Below are 16,513 nucleotides of genomic sequence, written 5' to 3' on the forward strand. Positions count from 1 at the left end.
GCTCGGCACTCAGGCGCCCGGAATTCAGTCGCGTGGCGCCGCACCTTCGAGTTCGGCGCCTATCGGAACTGGCCGGCCGAACAGATACCCCTGGAACGCATCGACTCCGAGTCTGCGCAGCATCTCGAACTGCTCCTCCGTCTCAACGCCTTCGCCGACCACCTGCAGGTCGAAAATGCGGCCGAGTTGCACGATCGTTTCCGTGATTGCCGCAGCCTGCGTGTCTTCGACGACCGACGACACGAAGGAACGATCGATCTTCAGCTGCTGCACGGGCAATTGCCGCAGATAGCTGAGCGACGAGTAGCCGGTGCCGAAGTCATCGAGTGACGACATCACCCCTTCCGCTCTCAGGCTCTTGAGCAGGCGCACCGTGCGGTCGAGATCGCTGTGCAGCACGCTTTCGGTGAGCTCGAGCTTGAGGCGATCAGCCGGAATACCGTGACGGGTGACAACGTCGCGAATGTGCTCCGCGAAATCGGGAACGCGAAGCTGCCGCTCACTGAGATTGACCGAGAAGGTGAGGTCGCGGGTCTCCGGGCGAAGCGCCCACATCGACAAAATGCGGCAGGCTTCCTCGAGCACGAATTCGCCGATCTCGACGATGAGACCCGTCTGCTCGGCAAGCGGGATGAACGCGTCGGGCGGCACCAAGCCGCGGCACCCGTTCTGCCAGCGAATCAGCCCCTCATGCCCGATGACTCGCCGATAGCGATCCACGATCGGCTGCGCAAAGAGCCGGAGCTCGCCCTGGCGGATTCCGGTGCGCAGCTCGGAGACGAGCATCATGCGCTCCTGAACCGCCGTCATCATGCGCTGCTCGAAAGGTTGCACCCGACGCTGACCGCTCAAGCGGCGCGCCCGCTTGCGCGCGATCTCCGAGCATTTGACGATCTCGTTCGGATCGTTCGAGACGATGAAGGTGCTCGCGTCGAGCCACGCCCCAATGTCGGCCCGCTCAGACGCCCAGATCACATAGCCCACGCTCGCGCCTGAACCGACGGTGATATCAGAGCCGAGTTCGACGGTGTCGACCAGCAGATCGAGCACCGATTCGATCATGGTCACGGTGCGACGCAGGGCCACGTCGAGGTCTGCTCCGAGGTCTGTCAGCAAGAGCCCATAGGTGTTGGAGCCGATGCGGCCGATGCGCACCGCGCCACTCTCGAGGCGACACAGCCGCTGGGCGGCGTCGAGCAGCAACCTGTCACCGGCTTCGAAGCCGAACGCATCGTTGACCGTCGACAGCTGGTCGACGCTCACGGTGAGAAACGCTGCGAACGTCTGTCCGTCGGCTCCCAGCGCCCCGTGATCTTCGATCGCTTGCAGCATCGCCGCACGGTTGTCGAGGCCGGTGACCGGATCGACATACGCGAGTCGCCGCACCTCTTGCTCTGCGAGATGCCGCTGCGTCTCCTCGGTGCGGAGCGACACGTAACTGGTCGGGGCCCCATCGGCGTCGAGCAGCGGAACGATCGTCGTATTCACCCAGTATTCCGAGCCGTCTTTCGCTCGGTTGCAGATCTCGTTTTGCCAGACCTCGCCGCGCGTGATCGTATTCCAGAGCTCGGCGAAGAACTCGGGCGGGTGGAACCCCGAGTTGACGATGCGATGCGTCTGCCCGATCAATTCATCACTCGAGTACTGCGAGATCTGGCAGAACCGGTCGTTCGCATACGTGATGCGCCCGTCGAGATCGGTGATCACCACGATCGAGTGCGCATTGAGCGCCCCCATGATCTCATCGAAGAACCGCGCCGGTTCGGGAGCCACCATCACGTCGCTTCCTCATCGAAGTGGAGGCCGCCCACGGCCGACTCCTCACGAATGCCGCGTCTGGCTTCGGATTCGGCCATGCGCGATCGCCTGGCCTCGCCCTGTGCGTCGCGTTCATCTTCGAGGAGCGCGTCACGAATGATGCGACGCGGATCGTACCGACGGGGGTCGAGTTGCCGCCAATCGACATCATCGAATTCAGGGCCCATTTCATCGCGCAGGCGATCTTTCGCCCCGTTGGCCATACGTTTGAGCGAGCGCACGAGCTCCCCCAGCTTTCGGGCATAGACCGGAAGGCGCTCTGGACCCAGCACAAACAGGGCGATCACAAGGATCACCATGAGTTTGTCGATCGTCAGGCCCATCATGCTCATCGTACCGCTCACGGCGCTGCGCGACGCTGTACGCAACGCATGCGGTCTGACCGCTTTGCGGCGCCTCCGCGTGTACGACGCGCCCGCCGCAGCCCGGGGCCTACGCTATGGTGCAGGATCACATCCCGCCACGGCCGCTCGTCGCTGGCCTGAGCGCCCGCAGCACCGGAGGAAATCGTGAGCAAGCTCGAACGCAATTGGCAGTACGCCGAGCAGTACCCCGGCGAGACCGAAGCACTCGTGCGGGCCCGCCGGCTGTCGCTCGAACTCGGGATCGAGCCGGTGAGCCGCTCGATCGCGGCACAGCTCTCCGGGCTGGCTGTGCTGTCACGCGCGCAGGCGATCTGCGAGGTCGGCACCGGCGTGGGCGTCAGCGGACTCGCGCTGCTGCGCTACTCGGATCGCGCAACGTTGACGTCGATCGAACTCGAGTCGGAGCATCTGCGCGAAGCCAAGAGCGTGTTCTCCGAAGCGGGCATCGCCGCATCGCGTCTCCGACTCATCGAGGGCGACGCGCGACACGTGATGCCGCGATTGAACTTGGAAGCCTACGATCTGGTGCTGCTCGATGCCGAGCCGTCTCAGCTGCTCGAGCACTTCGAGCATGCGCTCGGCATCGTGCGACCCGGTGGGAGCGTGATCGTGCCCGGCGCGTTCGCCCACGGCCGGGTCCCCGACCCGGCGGCACGCGACGAGGGCACGCAGGCCATGCGCGATCTGCTGGCGCTCGTCGCCGAGTCGACGGCGATCGCTCCGATCCTGTCGCCGGCGGGTGACGGTCTCCTCACTCTCGTGCGCCTGGACGGCTGAGTCGTCAGCGACTCTCGCAACAGCTGAGCCCCCGTGTCCATGCGGATCACGGGGGCTCAGCTGTTGCTCTGGCGTTGCTCAGCCGTCGAGCACGCCTGCGAGCACGTCGCGGAGTTCAGCGGCCTCTTGATCGTTGACCGACACCACCAGACGTCCGCCGCCCTCGAGCGGTACACGAACCACGATCAAGCGGCTCTCACGCACCGCTTCCATGGGCCCGTCCCCGGTCCTCGGTTTCATTGCAGCCATGACGCCTCCTTGCAGGTTTGATGGATAGATTCCATTTTATCGGTTTCAGGCTGGCGAGAGCCAACTGATCGTCGCGGAATGACGCGGAAGTTCCCGCTTAGTCGTCGAACTCGCTCGTCAGCCACGCACGCAGAGCCGCCGCACTCGACTCGATCTGCGCAATCGGAACGCGCTCATCGTCGGCGTGTGCGAGCAGAGGGTCGCCCGGGCCGAAGTTCACCGCCGGGATGCCGAGTGCCGAGAACCGCGACACGTCGGTCCAGCCGAACTTCGCCGTCGGAATTTCTCCCACCGCATCAACGAATCGCTGCGCCAGCGGCGCGTCGAGCCCGGGCCGCGCTCCCGGAGCCAGGTCTACGATCTCGACCGCATCCGCATCCGCGAAGAACCTCTCGACGAACGCGCTCGCCTCGGCGCCGCTCCGGCTCGGCGCGAATCGGTAATTCACTTCGAACACGCACGCATCCGGGATGACGTTGCCTGCGACACCGCCGTCGATGCGCACGGCGTTGAGACCCTCCCGATACTCCAAGCCGTCGACGACGATCCGCTCGGGGACGAACTGCGCCAGGCGTTCGAGCAGCGCTCCGGCGCGATGGATCGCGTTGACGCCCATCCAGCTGCGCGCGGAGTGGGCACGGGTGCCGCGCAGGGTGACGCGTGCACGCAGCGTACCGTTGCAGCCGCCCTCGATGGTTCCATTCGACGGCTCCCCCAGAATTGCGAAGTCTGCGCCGAACAGCTGGGGGTGGTGACGCATCGCGCGACCCAAACCGCTGAGCTCGGAAGCGACCTCTTCGTGGTCGTACCAGACCCAGGTAAGATCGACGGTCGGCTCCACGAGCTCGACGGCGAGCGCGAGCTGCACCGCGACGCCCGCCTTCATATCGACCGTGCCGCGGCCCCAGATCATCGGCTCGCCCGACACGTCGTCGGTCACATCGCGCACCGGCAGATTCTCGTTGATGGGCACCGTGTCGAGGTGCCCGGCAATCGCCACCCGTCGCGCCCGGCCGAGTTCGGTGCGCGCGATGACCGTGTCGCCGTCGCGCGTCAGCACGAGGTGAGGGGCGTACTCGCGCAAGGTCGCCTCGACGGCGTCGGCGATGCACTGCTCATCGCCGGAGACCGAGGCGATATTGCACAACTGACGCGTCAGCGCGACCGGGCCCGCCGTGGGGTCGAAGGTGGTGATCGGCGTCGGATTCGATGTGTTGCTCACCCGAATCAGCCTATTGCTTTCTGTGGCCTTCCGCCCGTCGGCGACCGCTTCCGCGACGATACGATGGATCGCATGACTGCTTCTCGCACTGCCTGGGCCGCCGGTATCGCTACGATCGCGACCGATGGCACCGTTCTCGATGCTTGGTTCCCCGCCCCTGAACTCGGAGCGCGACCCGCCGACCGCGACCCGCGCATCGCTCCCGCGGATCTCGAGGGGCTCCTCGGTCGCGACGAGACACGTGAGGTGACGCTGCAGTTCGTCAATGTCGAGATCGATCTCGACGCCGGCCCCGCGTCGACCGAAGATGCGTACCTGCGACTGCACCTCCTGTCGCACTGCCTCGTGCGGCCGAACGACCTCAACCTCGACGGCATCTTCGGTCAGCTTCCGAACAATGCGTGGACCACCGCCGGCCCGATGCAGCCCGAGACCTTCGCGGCTCGTCTCCCCCAGCTCAAGCGCGCCGGCATCACCGCCGTCGGCGTCGACAAGTTTCCCCGCCTGACCGACTACGTCGTTCCGCAGGGCGTGCGCATCGCCGATGCCTCGCGCGTGCGCCTCGGCGCGCACCTCGCTCCCGGCACCACCGTGATGCACGAGGGCTTCGTCAACTTCAACGCGGGCACGCTCGGCGCGTCAATGGTCGAGGGCCGCATCTCGCAGGGCGTCGTCGTGGGCAACGGCTCCGACATCGGCGGCGGGGCGTCCATCATGGGCACGCTGTCGGGCGGCGGCACGCAGCGCATTTCGGTGGGTGAGCGCGCGCTCCTCGGCGCGAACTCGGGTATCGGTATCTCGATCGGCGACGACAGCGTCGTCGAGGCCGGCTTGTACGTCACCGCCGGCACCAAGGTCGTGCTGCCACACGGCACGAGTGCAGCGCCGGGGTCACCCGCCGAGGTCAAGGCCGTGGAGCTCTCCGGGGTTGCCGGGCTCCTGTTCCGCCGCAACTCGCGCACGGGCGCGGTCGAAGCGCTCCCCCGTGAGGGCACCGGCATCGAGCTCAACGCGGCACTGCACGCCTGAGAGCGTCTGGGCGTGACCGCGAGGGCTGAGATGGATCAGCTTTGCGCGGTCACGCTCGCCAGCAGCTCGGGCGCGCGGCGGTCGTAGATCGCCGCGCCCCAGCGCACCCCGCCCCAGAACGCCGCTGCTCCGGAGATCACGCCGACTCCGAGACTCACCCAGACCCACAGCGGATCGTTCGTGACGCCGGCTGCAATGACGAACGCGATCGTCGGAATCGAGAGTACGGCGAGCGCGCCATACGATCCGCCCATGCCGATCAAGCTGAGCGCCCCGGCGCCCGGCTTCGAGGCGAATGGGTTGTCGCCCGCCTGTGGCACCGGCATCACGAAGATCGCCGAGCACACACTCGATACGCCGAAGCCGCCGAGCGTCACCACTGTGGCAAGCCCCAGCAGCGTCGGCAGCTGATCGAAGCGGCCGACGATCGCGGTTGTCACCACGGCGATGATGAGGATCAGCGGCACGCCGATGATCGCGTTCGCCCAGACGCGCCCCAGTCGGTCGTCGATCCCGCGCACCCCGCGCAGCACGTGTGCCGTAAAAGCGGTGCCGTCGTACGAGATGTCGGTGAATGTGCTGAGCGAGATCAGCGCCGCGACAATGATCGTCGACGCGGGCAGCATGATGAGGAGCCCCGTCGTGCTCGAGACGAACCCGAACAGCACCGGCATCACGATCACCACGATCAGGCTCTGCAGATATCTCGGGTCGCGCAACCAGTACGTGAGGGCACGCGCCGCCACGGCACCGCGCGGGGTTGCGGGAAAGCGACCGAACCAGCCCGTTCCCGCGCGCCCGACGGCGCGCGCACCGCTCGGTTCAGCACCGGTGTTCGCGATGTACAGTCGACGCCACCCCAGAAACAGCACCACCGGGGTCGCCAGCGCGATGAGCAGCTTGAGAGCGGCCACGCCGAATTCACCCGACGCCACTTCCGCGGGCACCGCCCACACCGCGCCGAGCGGCGACCACGAGAACCCCTCTGCAATCGCGGGCAGACGATCCCAGAGCGTCGCCACTCCCTGGCTGATTCCGGAGATCAGCGGACCGACGAGCACGAGCACAAGCAGCACCAGCCCGCCGATAACCTCACGGAAGCGCCGGTTCGAGGACGCGCGCGTGATGAGCGTCACGACGAGTTGGCACGCGAGCACGCAGGTGACGGTCGCGATCGGGGCGAGCAGGATCGCTGCGACCGCTGCGCCGGGCGCGCGCACCCACGCCGCCGCCGAGAGCGCTGAGAGCACAAGCGTGAGGATTCCGGGGATGCCGAGCAGGCTCGCCGCGGCGATACCGCTGACCTGCAGCGTCGGGCTCATGGGGAGCCAGGTGAGGCGAGCGGGATCGAGTGTGCGGTCCATGCCGGTCGACAGAATCGGGCCGAGTGACCACCCGAGCACGACGACGACGCCACCCAAGATGAGTGCCGTGCGGGCCGTCTCGGAGTCCGCGAAGCCGAGACCGACGAGCCCGATTGCCGCTCCGGCGAAGACCCCGAGCCCGTAGACGGCGCCGATGATCGCACCGACGAGCTGCCACGGATGCCGCCGCAGCGTGTTGCCGAGCACGACGAAGCGCAGGCGCACCATGATGCGCACGCGAGCGATTCCGCTCGTGCGCTGCGTCGGTACGGCTGCCGAGACGGGCGCGGGAATCCGGGCGCCACCCGGCGCTGCGGTCACCCCTGACTCAACCACGACGGCCCTTCGAGGTGCTGCCGCCCGCCGACCAGTTCGACGAAGCGCTCTTCGAGTGTCGAGGTGCCACGCACCTCATCGACCGTGCCCGCGGCGAGCACGCGCCCCGCAGCGATGACGGCGACGTGGTCGCAGAGGCGCTGCACGAGGTCCATTGAATGGCTCGAGACGATCACGGTGCCGCCACCGCGCACGAACCCCTGCAAGATGTCTCGAATATTGGCCGCAGAAACCGGATCGACGGATTCGAACGGCTCGTCGAGCACGAGCAGGCGCGGCGCGTGCACGAGCGCGCACGCGAGCGCGATCTTTTTCGTCATGCCCGCGGAATAGTCGACCACGAGCGTGCGCGATGCCTCTCCGAGGTCGAGCAACTGCAGCAGATCTGCGCACCGCTCGGCGACCGTTGCGGCGTCGAGACCGGCCAGCAGGCCGGTGTAGGTGATCAGCTGTTCGCCCGTGAGCCGGTCGAAGAGCTTGACGCCGTCGGCGAGCACGCCGACGAGCTGCTTCGCCTCCGTCGGGTGCTGCCACACGTCGACCCCGGCGATCAGGGCCTGGCCGAATTCCGGGCGCAGCAGGCCGGTCGCCATCGAGAGCGTCGTGGTCTTGCCCGCCCCATTGGGGCCGACGAGACCGTAGCAGGAGCCGGTCGGGATCGTGAGCGAGATGCCGTTGACGGCGATCTTCTCGCCGAACCGCTTCGCGAGACCGCGGAGTTCAAGTGCAGGTATGGGCGTCGATGAGTCCATACCCTCCACCCTAGCGAGCGCGTCGCGAGGCCCGCCAGGGGGTCGCGCGACAGCGCGGCGTCAAGCTAGCGCTCGAGGTGGCGCTCCTGCGACCCGATGTACAGCTGCTGCGGGCGGCCGATCTTGGTCTGGCCGTCGCCGCGCGCCTCGCGCCACTGCGCGATCCAACCGGGCAGTCGCCCGATCGCGAAGAGTACGGTGAACATGCGGGTCGGGAAGCCCATCGCCTTGTAAATGACCCCGGTGTAGAAGTCGACGTTCGGGTAGAGCTTGCGCTCCCGGAAGTAGTCGTCTTCGAGCGCGATCTGTTCGAGCTCCTGTGCCAGGCCGAGCAGTGGATCGTTGACGCCGAGCTCTTCGAGCACCTTTGCGGCGCTCTCCTTGACGATGCGCGCACGCGGATCGTAATTCTTGTAGACGCGGTGCCCGAAGCCCATGAGCTTCACGCCGTCTTCCTTGTTCTTCACCTTTTCGACGAAGGTTTCGACGCTCTGCCCGGAGTCGCGAATGCGCGCGAGCATGTCGAGCACGGCCTCGTTCGCTCCACCGTGCAGCGGGCCCGAGAGCGCGTTGATGCCGGCGGAGACCGAGGAGAACATGTTCGCTCCGGTCGACCCGACGAGTCGCACCGTCGACGTCGACGCGTTCTGCTCGTGGTCGGCGTGCAGAATGAGGAGCTTGTCGAGTGCGTCGACGAGCACCGGGTTCAGTTCGTACTTCTCGGCCTTGTTGCCGAAGTTGAGACGCAGGAAGTTCTCGACGAAGTTGAGGTTGTTGTCGGGGTACAGCAGCGCCTGGCCAATCGACTTCTTGTGCGCATACGCGGCGAGTACCGGCAGCTTCGCGAGAAGGCGGATCGTGTTGACCTCGACGAACTCGGGCACCGCCGTGTCGAGCGACGACTCGTAGTACGTCGACATCGTCTGCAGGCCGCCCGAGAGCACCGCCATCGGGTGCGCGGTGTGCGGCACGCCCTCGAAGAAGTAGCGCATGTCTTCATGGAGCAGCGTGTGTCGACGAATCTCCTCGTCGAACGCACCCAGCTCGTCGGCCGTCGGCAGCTCGCCGTAGATCAGCAGGTAGGCGACTTCGAGAAATGTCGAGTGACGTGCGAGCTCCTCGATGGGATACCCGCGATAGCGCAGAATGCCCTCTTCACCATCGATGTAGGTGATCTCGGACTTGGTCGACGCGGTGTTGACAAAGCCGTAGTCGAGTGCTGTGAGGCCGCTCTGCTTGGTCAGCGTGCTGACATCGATCGCGGAGTGGCCGTCGACGGCTTCGACGATCGGAAACTCGGCACTGCCCCCGGGAAACGTCAATTTGGCGGTGGCCGGGCCCTGCGTCGATTCGGTCACGTCGTCTCCTCGTGAGGTCTCAATGCTGGCGCTGCGTCGGATGTGACACGGCCATTCCTATCACCCTAGTGGCTCCGGGGGAACCTGGGTCGAGGGCGCAGCGGTGACGCCCCCGGCTCAGAATATCTTGATGTGAAGCGAAATGTCGATTCGGGACGGGTCACGCCGCTCGTGTCGCGGCGGCTCGGATTCGGTTGGCCGCGGCGGAAATATCGGCGTCACTCGCGGTCAGAGCGAGTCGCACGTGCCGCGGCGAGTGGCTTCCGTAAAAGTGCCCCGGCCCGACGACGATCCCGAGCGCAGCGAACTCCGCAACGGCGTCCCACGCGTCTTCGCCCCGGGTCGCCCAGAGGTACAGGCCGGCTTCACTCCCCTCGACGCGAAAGCCTGCCGCCTCGAGCGCGGGGCGCAGCACGGCACGACGTGCGCGATAGCGTTCGCGCTGCGCAGCGACGTGCTCTTCGTCGCGCAGTGCCGCGGTCATGGCAGCTTGCACCGGCGCGGGCAGCATGAGACCGGCGTGCTTGCGCACGGTCAGAAGCCGGGAGACGAGGTCGGGATCTCCGGCGATGAATGCGGCTCGATAGCCCGCGAGGTTCGACTGCTTGCTCAGCGAGTACACGCTCAGCACGTCGGTGTGGTCATCACCGACGACACGGGGGTCGAGAATCGATGGGATGCGCTCCGTATCCCAGGGAGCGTCCCAGCCGAACTCGGCGTAGCACTCGTCGCCGGCGATGACGGCCCCGAGTTCGCGGGCACGCGTCACCGCCGCGCGCAGTGCGGCGACATCGAGCACCCGGCCGTCGGGGTTGCCCGGCGAGTTGATCCAGACGAGCTTCGTTTGCTCGGGCCATTCCGCGGGGTCGTCCGACGCCACCGCATCGGCGCCGACGAGCGCCGCCCCCATCGCGTAGCTCGGGTATGCGATCCGGGGAAACACGACGGCTTCCCCGGCACCGACACCGAGCAAGAATGGCAGCAGCGCCACGAGCTCCTTCGATCCGACCGTCGGCAGCACGCCACTCGGCTCCACCGTCACGCCCCGGCGACGGGAGAACCACTCCGAGATCGCGGCACGCAGCTCGCCGGTACCGGCAGTCGCCGGGTAGGCGTGCGCATCAGTGGCTGCGGCGAGCGCATCGCGTACTGAACCGGGAGTCGGATCGACGGGAGATCCGACCGAGAGGTTCAGTGCCCCCTCGGGGTGTCGGGCCGCGGTCGCCGCGAACGGCTCCATCGCGTCCCACGGGTAGTCGGGCAGCGGCTGGCGCATGGTGTCCTTACTCGCCCTGGGGCGGGAGCGCGGCGATGATCGGGTGATCGAAGTCGTAGGCACCGGTCTTCGCGGCTCCACCGGGCGAGCCGATCTCGTCGAAGAACTCGACGTTGGCTTTGTAGTAGTCGGCCCATTCTTCGGGCAGGTCGTCCTCGTAATAGATCGCCTCGACCGGGCACACCGGTTCGCAGGCGCCGCAGTCAACGCATTCATCGGGGTGGATGTAGAGCGACCGTTCGCCCTCGTAGATGCAGTCGACCGGGCACTCGTCCACGCACGCGCGATCTTTCACGTCGACGCACGGAAGAGCGATCACGTAAGTCACGGGACCCGCCTTTCACTCGGGAGATGCCGGGAATGCCCGACAGCTCCCATCCTACTCGCGGCGCTCCTGGTCGCTCGCTCAGTGAGCGTCGTGCTCCCCGTGCACCGGGCGCGTGGGGATCGACGTCGTGACGACCGGAACCTCGGCTGACAACTGCGGCATCGTGCCGCTGTCACCCTGACGCGGCAGGATGCCCGCCGAGAGCCCGCCGAATGCTCCGAGGTCGGGCCCCTGGTCGTCGAGGGCGACTCGAGTCGTCTCCCCCGCCACGATCCGCACATCCGCATCGCGCACCCGCACCACGATCGGCCCGTCGCCCGAGATCAGGGCGAAGCTGATCGCCTCGCGCTCAAGCAGTACTTCGAACCGCTGCCCGCGCCACTCGAGGCGGAACTCGAGTGAGCCCCAGTGGTCGGGCAGACGAGGATCGAAGGTCAACTGCCGACCGGCGTCGCGCATGCCGGCGAAGCCCTGCACGAGTGCCATCCACACTCCGCCGGTCGAAGCGATGTGCAGCCCGTCCGACGCGTTGTGGTGCAAGTCATCGAGATCGACGCGGAGCGCGTGATCGAAGTACCGGTAGGCGAGGTCGCGATACCCGACCTCGGCCGCGATGATCGACTGCACCACTGCCGACAGCGTCGAGTCGCCTGTGGTCAGCGCGTCGTAGTACTCGAAGTCCCGACGTTTCTCGTCGCGCCCGAACTCGTGACTGGCGAGCAGCAGTGCGAGCACCACGTCCGCCTGCTTGAGTACCTGGAAGCGGTAGATGACGAGGGGGTGAAAGTGCAGCAGCAGGGGTTTCTGCTCCGGCGGGGTGGCCGCGAGATCCCACACCTCGCGCTCCAAGAAGTGCGCGTCCTGCGGGTGGATGCCGTGCTGCTCGGAGTACGGTACAGCCATGCCCTCGGAGGCGCGCTCCCACGAGTCGATCTCTTCGGAGGTGATACCGAGGCGGTCGATGAGCACCGCGTACTCGGCCGGAGCCTCGGCAACCAGCCGCCGCGCGATCTCGACGGCGAACCGCAGATTGAACCGCGCCATGACGTTCGTGAAGAGGTTGTCGTTCACCACGGTGGTGTACTCGTCCGGTCCGGTGACGCCGTGGATGTGGAAGCGCTCCACCCCGTCGTCGTCCCATCGCCAGAACCCGAGGCTCGCCCAGAGCCGGGCCGTCTCGATGGCGATGTCGGAGGCGCCCGAGAGCACGTACTCGAGGTCGCCGGTCGCGGCGACGTAGCGCGCGAGCGCGTACGTGATGTCGGCGTTGATGTGATACCCGGCGGTGCCGGCCGCGTAATACGCGCTGGCCTCTTCGCCGTTGATCGTGCGCCACGGGAACAGCGCACCGTTCTCGTTGAGGGTCGCGGCCCGTTTGCGCGCCTGCGGCAGCATCCGCTCTCGGGCGCGCAGCGCATTACGCGCCCAGAACGGCGAGGTGTAGGTGAGGAACGGGAGCACATAGATCTCGGTGTCCCAGAAGTAGTGCCCGCTGTAGCCGGATCCGGTGAGCCCCTTCGCCGGGATCCCGCGCCCGTCTGCCCGGGCAGAAGCCTGGGCGACCTGAAACAGGTTCCACCGGATCGCCTGCTGCACCCCGGGGTCGGCGTCGACGCGCACGTCGCTGCGCTCCCAGAAGTCGGCGATATAGGCGCGCTGCTGCTCCCAACGCGTCTCGCGCGGCTCCGTGGCGGCGCTGTTCAGCGAGTGGATGCAGCGATCGAGCATCTCAGACAGCACCGCGGTGGCCGAGTGGTGATACGCCACCGTTTTCAGCAGGTGCACCGTCTTGCCGGCTCGCGCCGTGCCCTGATACACGTGGCGCACGCGATCCTGGGACTTGTCGACGCGGTGGCGCCACTGCTCGTCAGTGCCGGTGTCGAAGTGGTGATCGACGCCGACGCCGAGCGTCATGCGGGAGTCGCGCACGCGGTAGCTCAGCACAGATCGCTCTCCCGAGTGCAGCAGCGGGCCCGGATCGAGAATTCGGTCGTCGAACTGGTCGCTCTTGCGTGGATCGAACCCGGCACCGGCCTCGCGCGGCGCCTCTGTGTGCACGCGCCCGAGATCCTGCCGATTGACGATGAGGCTGCTTACCGTGACCTCTGCGTCGGCGTCGAGCACCGTAATGCGCATTTCGAGAGTGGCGAGATGCCGAGACGCGAACGACACCATGCGCCGCGTGTCGACCCGCACGCGCTTGCCCGTCGGCGTGAGCCAGAGCAGCGTACGCGTCAGTGTGCCCTCCCGCAAATCAAGCACACGCCGCACGTCAAGAATGTCCGACGACTGCAGATTCAACCGCTCATCGTCGACGTAGATGCGAATCGTCTTCGTATCCGGCACATTGACGATCGTCTGGCCGTGCTCCGCGAAGCCGTACGCGTCTTCGGCGTGGCGAATACGCCAGGTCTCGTGCAGCCCGTTCAAAAACGTGCCATGGCTGCCGAGCGGCAGGCCCTCCTCGTGATTGCCGCGCATGCCGAGGTACCCGTTGCCGAGCGCGAAGATCGACTCGTCTTGACCCGCGAGCTCGGGGTCGATGCCCGAGACGACGAGTCGCCACGGGTCATCGCCGAAGTCTCGCTGCAGTTCTTTGACCGGACTGTCGAATGACTCATGACTCATGCGAGCAACTCCTCAAGATCTGCGATGACGATATCTGCTCCCGAAGCGATGAGGGCCTCACGACCCGCGCCGCGATCGACTCCGACGACGAGTCCGAACGACCCCGCCCGGCCCGCTGCGACGCCCGACTCTGCGTCTTCGAACACGACGGTCCGGTCGATCGCGGCACCGAGCAATTGCGCCCCTCGGAGATAGGTCTCGGGCGCGGGTTTGCCGGGCAAGCCCTCGCGCGCCGAGACGACGCCGTCGACCACCGCACGAAACCGATCGCGGAGCCCGGCTGCGCGCAGCACGGCTTCGGCATTCTGCGAGCTCGACACCACCGCGAGCGGAGCGTCGCGCTCGGCCAGATGATCCAGCAGCCTCAGCGAACCGGGGTACGGGTCGATGCCGTCGCGCTCGAGCACCTCGACGAATGCAAGGTTCTTCCGGTTGCCGATACCTCGCACCGACGTGAGGCCGTGATCGCTCGGTGACCCCTCGGGGAGCACGATGCCCCGCGCTGCGAGCAGCGTCGCGACGCCGGCGAACCGGGGCCTCCCATCGAGGGAGGCGAAGTATTCTCGCTCGGCGTACGGCTCCCCCCCGCGGGCGGCGAAGAACGCGTCGAACGTCTCCTGCCAGGCCCGTTTGTGGAGTTCGACGGTGGGCGTGATCACCCCGTCGAGGTCGAAGAGATACGCATCGTACCGATCGATCACCCGGTATTCCCCTTCCAGATACTACTTTTGGGAGCCCGCGAGGAGCGCCTGCACGAAATACCGCTGGAACGCGAAAAACACTATCAGCGGAACGAGCATCGACAGGAAGGCACCGGCCGAAAGCACGTCGATATTCGCTCCGAATTGCCTGAGTTGCGACTGGATCGCCACCGTCAGCGGTTGAGAGTCCGTGTTCGTGAAGATCAGCGCGACGAGCATGTCATTCCAGGTCCAGAGGAACTGGAAGATCGCGAGCGAAGCGATCGCCGGGAGACCGAGAGGCAGCATGATCTTGAAGAAGATCAACCAGTCGCGCGCGCCGTCGATGCGAGCGGCCTCGAGCAGCTCTTCCGGAACCTGCGCGAAAAAGTTGCGCAGGAGGAAGATCGCGAATGGCAGCCCGAACGCGGTATGGAAGAGGATGACTCCGACCACACTCCCGAAGATGCCCAGGGACCCGAACAGGCGCGCGAGCGGAATCAGCGCGACCTGCAGCGGCACGGCGAGCAGTACGATCACCGCGATGAAGAGCCAGTCTCGGCCGGGAAACTTCATCCACGCGAACGCGTACGCGGCGAGCGCGCCGATGATCACCACGAGGATCGTCGTCGGCACCGTGATCACGATCGTGTTCCAGAAGGATCCCGTGATCGTCGCGTTGGTCAGCAGATTCGCGTAGTTCTCGAGGGTGATCTCGGTGGGCTTCGCGAGCACCGTCCACCAGCCGCTCGACGCGTTGTCGCCGGCAGTGCGGAACGAGGTCAGCAGCAGGCCGACCGTCGGGACGAGCCAGAAGATCGCGATGATCACCAGCACAAGATGCACGACGCCGCTGCTCGCGACGCGCGCGATACGTGCGCCGAGCGTCTGGCTGCGCCGGCGCACCGCCCCCGGAGGATTCGTGCCGGCGGGTTTCGGTGATCCCGCGCCGCTGACAGGAGGTTCCAGTTGCGTCGTCATCGTCCTCGCTCCGATCGGAAACGGCGTACATTCACGATCATCGACGGCAGCACGAGAATCAGCAGCAGGATCGCGAGCGCGGAGCCCAGCCCCTGGTTGCTGCCGCCACCGAACGAGACCGTCCACATCTCGACCGCGATCACGTTCGCCGCGGGCTTCGAGGCACCTGGTGGGATCACGTACACCAGGTCGAAGATCTTCAGCACGTTGATGATCAGCGTCACGAACACCACGAGCAGCACGGGTGCGAGCAGGGGCGCCGTGATGCGGGTGAAGACCTGCCACTCGTTCGCGCCGTCGGTGCGCGCGGCCTCCTGCAGCGACCGATCCATCGCGGAGAGGCCCGACGCGATCATGACCATCGCGAATCCGGCCCAGATCCAGATATACGCGAGAATCACCACCACGTTGATCCACGACGCACTCAGCCAGGAGACGCCCGCTGCGCCCTCCCCGAAGTTCGACGCGGGCAGCGCGATGCGGTACTCGGTTCCGGCATCGAGACCCTCGATCGTATAGGCGCCGCCGGCTCCCGTGGTCGCGTAGCCGCGGATCGAGCCATCGGCGTCGACCGCATCCACGCGAACCCCGGCGAGCCCGGTCTTGCCCGCTTCGAGTTCGCCTTGCGTGCCGCCCCCGCCACGAATCAGATCGAGAAAGACGGTGCCCGAGATCTGGGTGTCATTCGCCGCGCCCGCCGCTTTCGCGTCGACGGAGCCCTCAGGGAGCGCGCTGCGCTTCACCCCGATGAGTGGAAAGTTCTGCACGTCGCCAGTGGTGACCGTCTCGGAGGACGCGATCACCCCCTGATCAGCTTCGATACCCGTGCCCTCGCGCGGCTTCGCGCCCGGGTAACTGGCCTGATCCGTGAACACGCTCTGTACGCTCGTGATCGCGGCATTCACGACGCCGAGCTGCGGGCTCTCCTGGAACATGCCGCGGAAGATCACCCCCGCAGCGAGCATCGAAATCGCCATCGGCATGAACACGATCAACCGGAACGCCGTCTTCCACCCGATCTTGTCGACGAGCACCGCAAGCAGCAGCCCGATGATCGTCACCGTGACAGGAGCCACGATGACCCACACGAGGTTGTTGCGGATCGCGGTGAACGTCGTGTCGTTCGTGAACATCGTGACGTAGTTCTGCCACCCCACGAAGGCCGAACCCGAGCGATCGAAGAATGAGCGGATCACCGTGTACACGATCGGGTACACGACGAGCGCGCCGAGCGCCAGCAGCGCCGGGCCGAGGAACGACCCGATGAGCAGCCACTGGCGCAGCCGGCTCCGATTGCGCACGGCGCCACTGCGCAGCGCAATCGGAACCGTCTGCGTCCGAGTCATCGTC

15 protein-coding genes are annotated in these 16,513 nt (G+C 66.5%); 2 read left to right on the top strand and 13 right to left on the bottom strand.

The window, feature by feature from the left end; all coding sequences use genetic code 11:
• Positions 1 to 24: 24 nt before the first annotated feature.
• Both ACZF5Y_RS10265 and ACZF5Y_RS10270 read right to left on the bottom strand, forming a co-directional pair.
• Entirely contained in the window at positions 25 to 1,776 is a 1,752-nt protein-coding gene (locus ACZF5Y_RS10265) for a putative bifunctional diguanylate cyclase/phosphodiesterase (protein ID WP_497532566.1), read from the bottom strand.
• On the bottom strand, positions 1,776 to 2,144 hold the full coding sequence (locus tag ACZF5Y_RS10270) for a twin-arginine translocase TatA/TatE family subunit (protein WP_497532567.1): 369 nt from the start codon (positions 2,142 to 2,144) through the stop codon (positions 1,776 to 1,778). Before ACZF5Y_RS10270 ends, ACZF5Y_RS10265 begins: the two co-directional genes overlap by 1 nt.
• Positions 2,145 to 2,327: 183 nt before the next feature.
• On the opposite strand from ACZF5Y_RS10270, the gene ACZF5Y_RS10275 reads away from it, so the two are divergent.
• A complete protein-coding gene (locus ACZF5Y_RS10275) occupies positions 2,328 to 2,960 on the top strand; it encodes an O-methyltransferase (protein ID WP_497532568.1) in 633 nt (210 codons plus the stop codon).
• 78 nt (positions 2,961 to 3,038) lie between these two features.
• Here ACZF5Y_RS10275 and ACZF5Y_RS10280 read toward each other — a convergent pair whose 3' ends face one another.
• Positions 3,039 to 3,209, bottom strand: coding sequence for a DUF3117 domain-containing protein (locus ACZF5Y_RS10280; protein WP_075201434.1), 171 nt, complete (start codon positions 3,207 to 3,209; stop codon positions 3,039 to 3,041).
• A gap of 97 nt (positions 3,210 to 3,306) precedes the next feature.
• Positions 3,307 to 4,404: a succinyl-diaminopimelate desuccinylase gene (gene dapE / locus ACZF5Y_RS10285; protein WP_497535330.1), complete on the bottom strand. Its 1,098-nt coding sequence runs from the start codon at positions 4,402 to 4,404 to the stop codon at positions 3,307 to 3,309.
• 99 nt (positions 4,405 to 4,503) lie between these two features.
• On the opposite strand from dapE, the gene dapD reads away from it, so the two are divergent.
• A complete protein-coding gene (dapD, locus tag ACZF5Y_RS10290; RefSeq protein ID WP_497532569.1) occupies positions 4,504 to 5,460 on the top strand; it encodes a 2,3,4,5-tetrahydropyridine-2,6-dicarboxylate N-succinyltransferase in 957 nt (318 codons plus the stop codon).
• Positions 5,461 to 5,495: 35 nt separating this feature from the next.
• Here the strand turns inward: dapD and ACZF5Y_RS10295 are convergent, their stop codons facing one another.
• The 9 genes from ACZF5Y_RS10295 to ACZF5Y_RS10335 form a co-directional block, all read right to left on the bottom strand.
• Positions 5,496 to 7,145, bottom strand: a complete 1,650-nt coding sequence (locus ACZF5Y_RS10295; protein ID WP_497532570.1) for a hypothetical protein — start codon at positions 7,143 to 7,145, stop codon at positions 5,496 to 5,498.
• Positions 7,142 to 7,912 carry an ABC transporter ATP-binding protein gene (locus ACZF5Y_RS10300; RefSeq protein ID WP_497532571.1) on the bottom strand — a complete coding sequence of 257 codons (771 nt, stop codon included), beginning with the start codon at positions 7,910 to 7,912 and terminating at the stop codon, positions 7,142 to 7,144. The genes ACZF5Y_RS10295 and ACZF5Y_RS10300 overlap by 4 nt, the downstream gene beginning before the upstream one ends.
• A gap of 65 nt (positions 7,913 to 7,977) precedes the next feature.
• Positions 7,978 to 9,270, bottom strand: coding sequence for a citrate synthase (locus ACZF5Y_RS10305; RefSeq protein ID WP_075201433.1), 1,293 nt, complete (start codon positions 9,268 to 9,270; stop codon positions 7,978 to 7,980).
• Between the two features lie 160 nt (positions 9,271 to 9,430).
• On the bottom strand, positions 9,431 to 10,546 hold the full coding sequence (dapC, locus tag ACZF5Y_RS10310) for a succinyldiaminopimelate transaminase (RefSeq protein ID WP_497532572.1): 1,116 nt from the start codon (positions 10,544 to 10,546) through the stop codon (positions 9,431 to 9,433).
• Positions 10,547 to 10,553: 7 nt separating this feature from the next.
• Positions 10,554 to 10,874 carry a ferredoxin gene (fdxA, locus tag ACZF5Y_RS10315; protein ID WP_053353380.1) on the bottom strand — a complete coding sequence of 107 codons (321 nt, stop codon included), beginning with the start codon at positions 10,872 to 10,874 and terminating at the stop codon, positions 10,554 to 10,556.
• Between the two features lie 78 nt (positions 10,875 to 10,952).
• A complete protein-coding gene (locus tag ACZF5Y_RS10320; RefSeq protein WP_497532573.1) occupies positions 10,953 to 13,502 on the bottom strand; it encodes a glycoside hydrolase family 65 protein in 2,550 nt (849 codons plus the stop codon).
• Positions 13,499 to 14,203: an HAD family hydrolase gene (locus ACZF5Y_RS10325; RefSeq protein ID WP_497532574.1), complete on the bottom strand. Its 705-nt coding sequence runs from the start codon at positions 14,201 to 14,203 to the stop codon at positions 13,499 to 13,501. The genes ACZF5Y_RS10320 and ACZF5Y_RS10325 overlap by 4 nt, the downstream gene beginning before the upstream one ends.
• A gap of 21 nt (positions 14,204 to 14,224) precedes the next feature.
• On the bottom strand, positions 14,225 to 15,163 hold the full coding sequence (locus ACZF5Y_RS10330) for a carbohydrate ABC transporter permease (protein WP_497532575.1): 939 nt from the start codon (positions 15,161 to 15,163) through the stop codon (positions 14,225 to 14,227).
• Positions 15,160 to 16,509, bottom strand: a complete 1,350-nt coding sequence (locus ACZF5Y_RS10335) for an ABC transporter permease (RefSeq protein WP_497532576.1) — start codon at positions 16,507 to 16,509, stop codon at positions 15,160 to 15,162. Before ACZF5Y_RS10335 ends, ACZF5Y_RS10330 begins: the two co-directional genes overlap by 4 nt.
• Positions 16,510 to 16,513 lie beyond the last annotated feature (4 nt).

This window comes from Leucobacter sp. WKLB1 (assembly GCF_059696215.1).

Coding starts and splice junctions, on each gene's coding strand:
- ACZF5Y_RS10330 (WP_497532575.1), bottom strand. CDS start 15,163: ATGACGACGCAACTGGAACCTCCTGTCAGCGGCGCGGGATCACCGAAA.
- ACZF5Y_RS10300 (WP_497532571.1), bottom strand. CDS start 7,912: ATGGACTCATCGACGCCCATACCTGCACTTGAACTCCGCGGTCTCGCG.
- ACZF5Y_RS10280 (WP_075201434.1), bottom strand. CDS start 3,209: ATGGCTGCAATGAAACCGAGGACCGGGGACGGGCCCATGGAAGCGGTG.
- dapC (WP_497532572.1), bottom strand. CDS start 10,546: ATGCGCCAGCCGCTGCCCGACTACCCGTGGGACGCGATGGAGCCGTTC.
- ACZF5Y_RS10320 (WP_497532573.1), bottom strand. CDS start 13,502: ATGAGTCATGAGTCATTCGACAGTCCGGTCAAAGAACTGCAGCGAGAC.
- ACZF5Y_RS10335 (WP_497532576.1), bottom strand. CDS start 16,509: ATGACTCGGACGCAGACGGTTCCGATTGCGCTGCGCAGTGGCGCCGTG.
- dapD (WP_497532569.1), top strand. CDS start 4,504: ATGACTGCTTCTCGCACTGCCTGGGCCGCCGGTATCGCTACGATCGCG.
- ACZF5Y_RS10265 (WP_497532566.1), bottom strand. CDS start 1,776: ATGGTGGCTCCCGAACCGGCGCGGTTCTTCGATGAGATCATGGGGGCG.
- ACZF5Y_RS10270 (WP_497532567.1), bottom strand. CDS start 2,144: ATGATGGGCCTGACGATCGACAAACTCATGGTGATCCTTGTGATCGCC.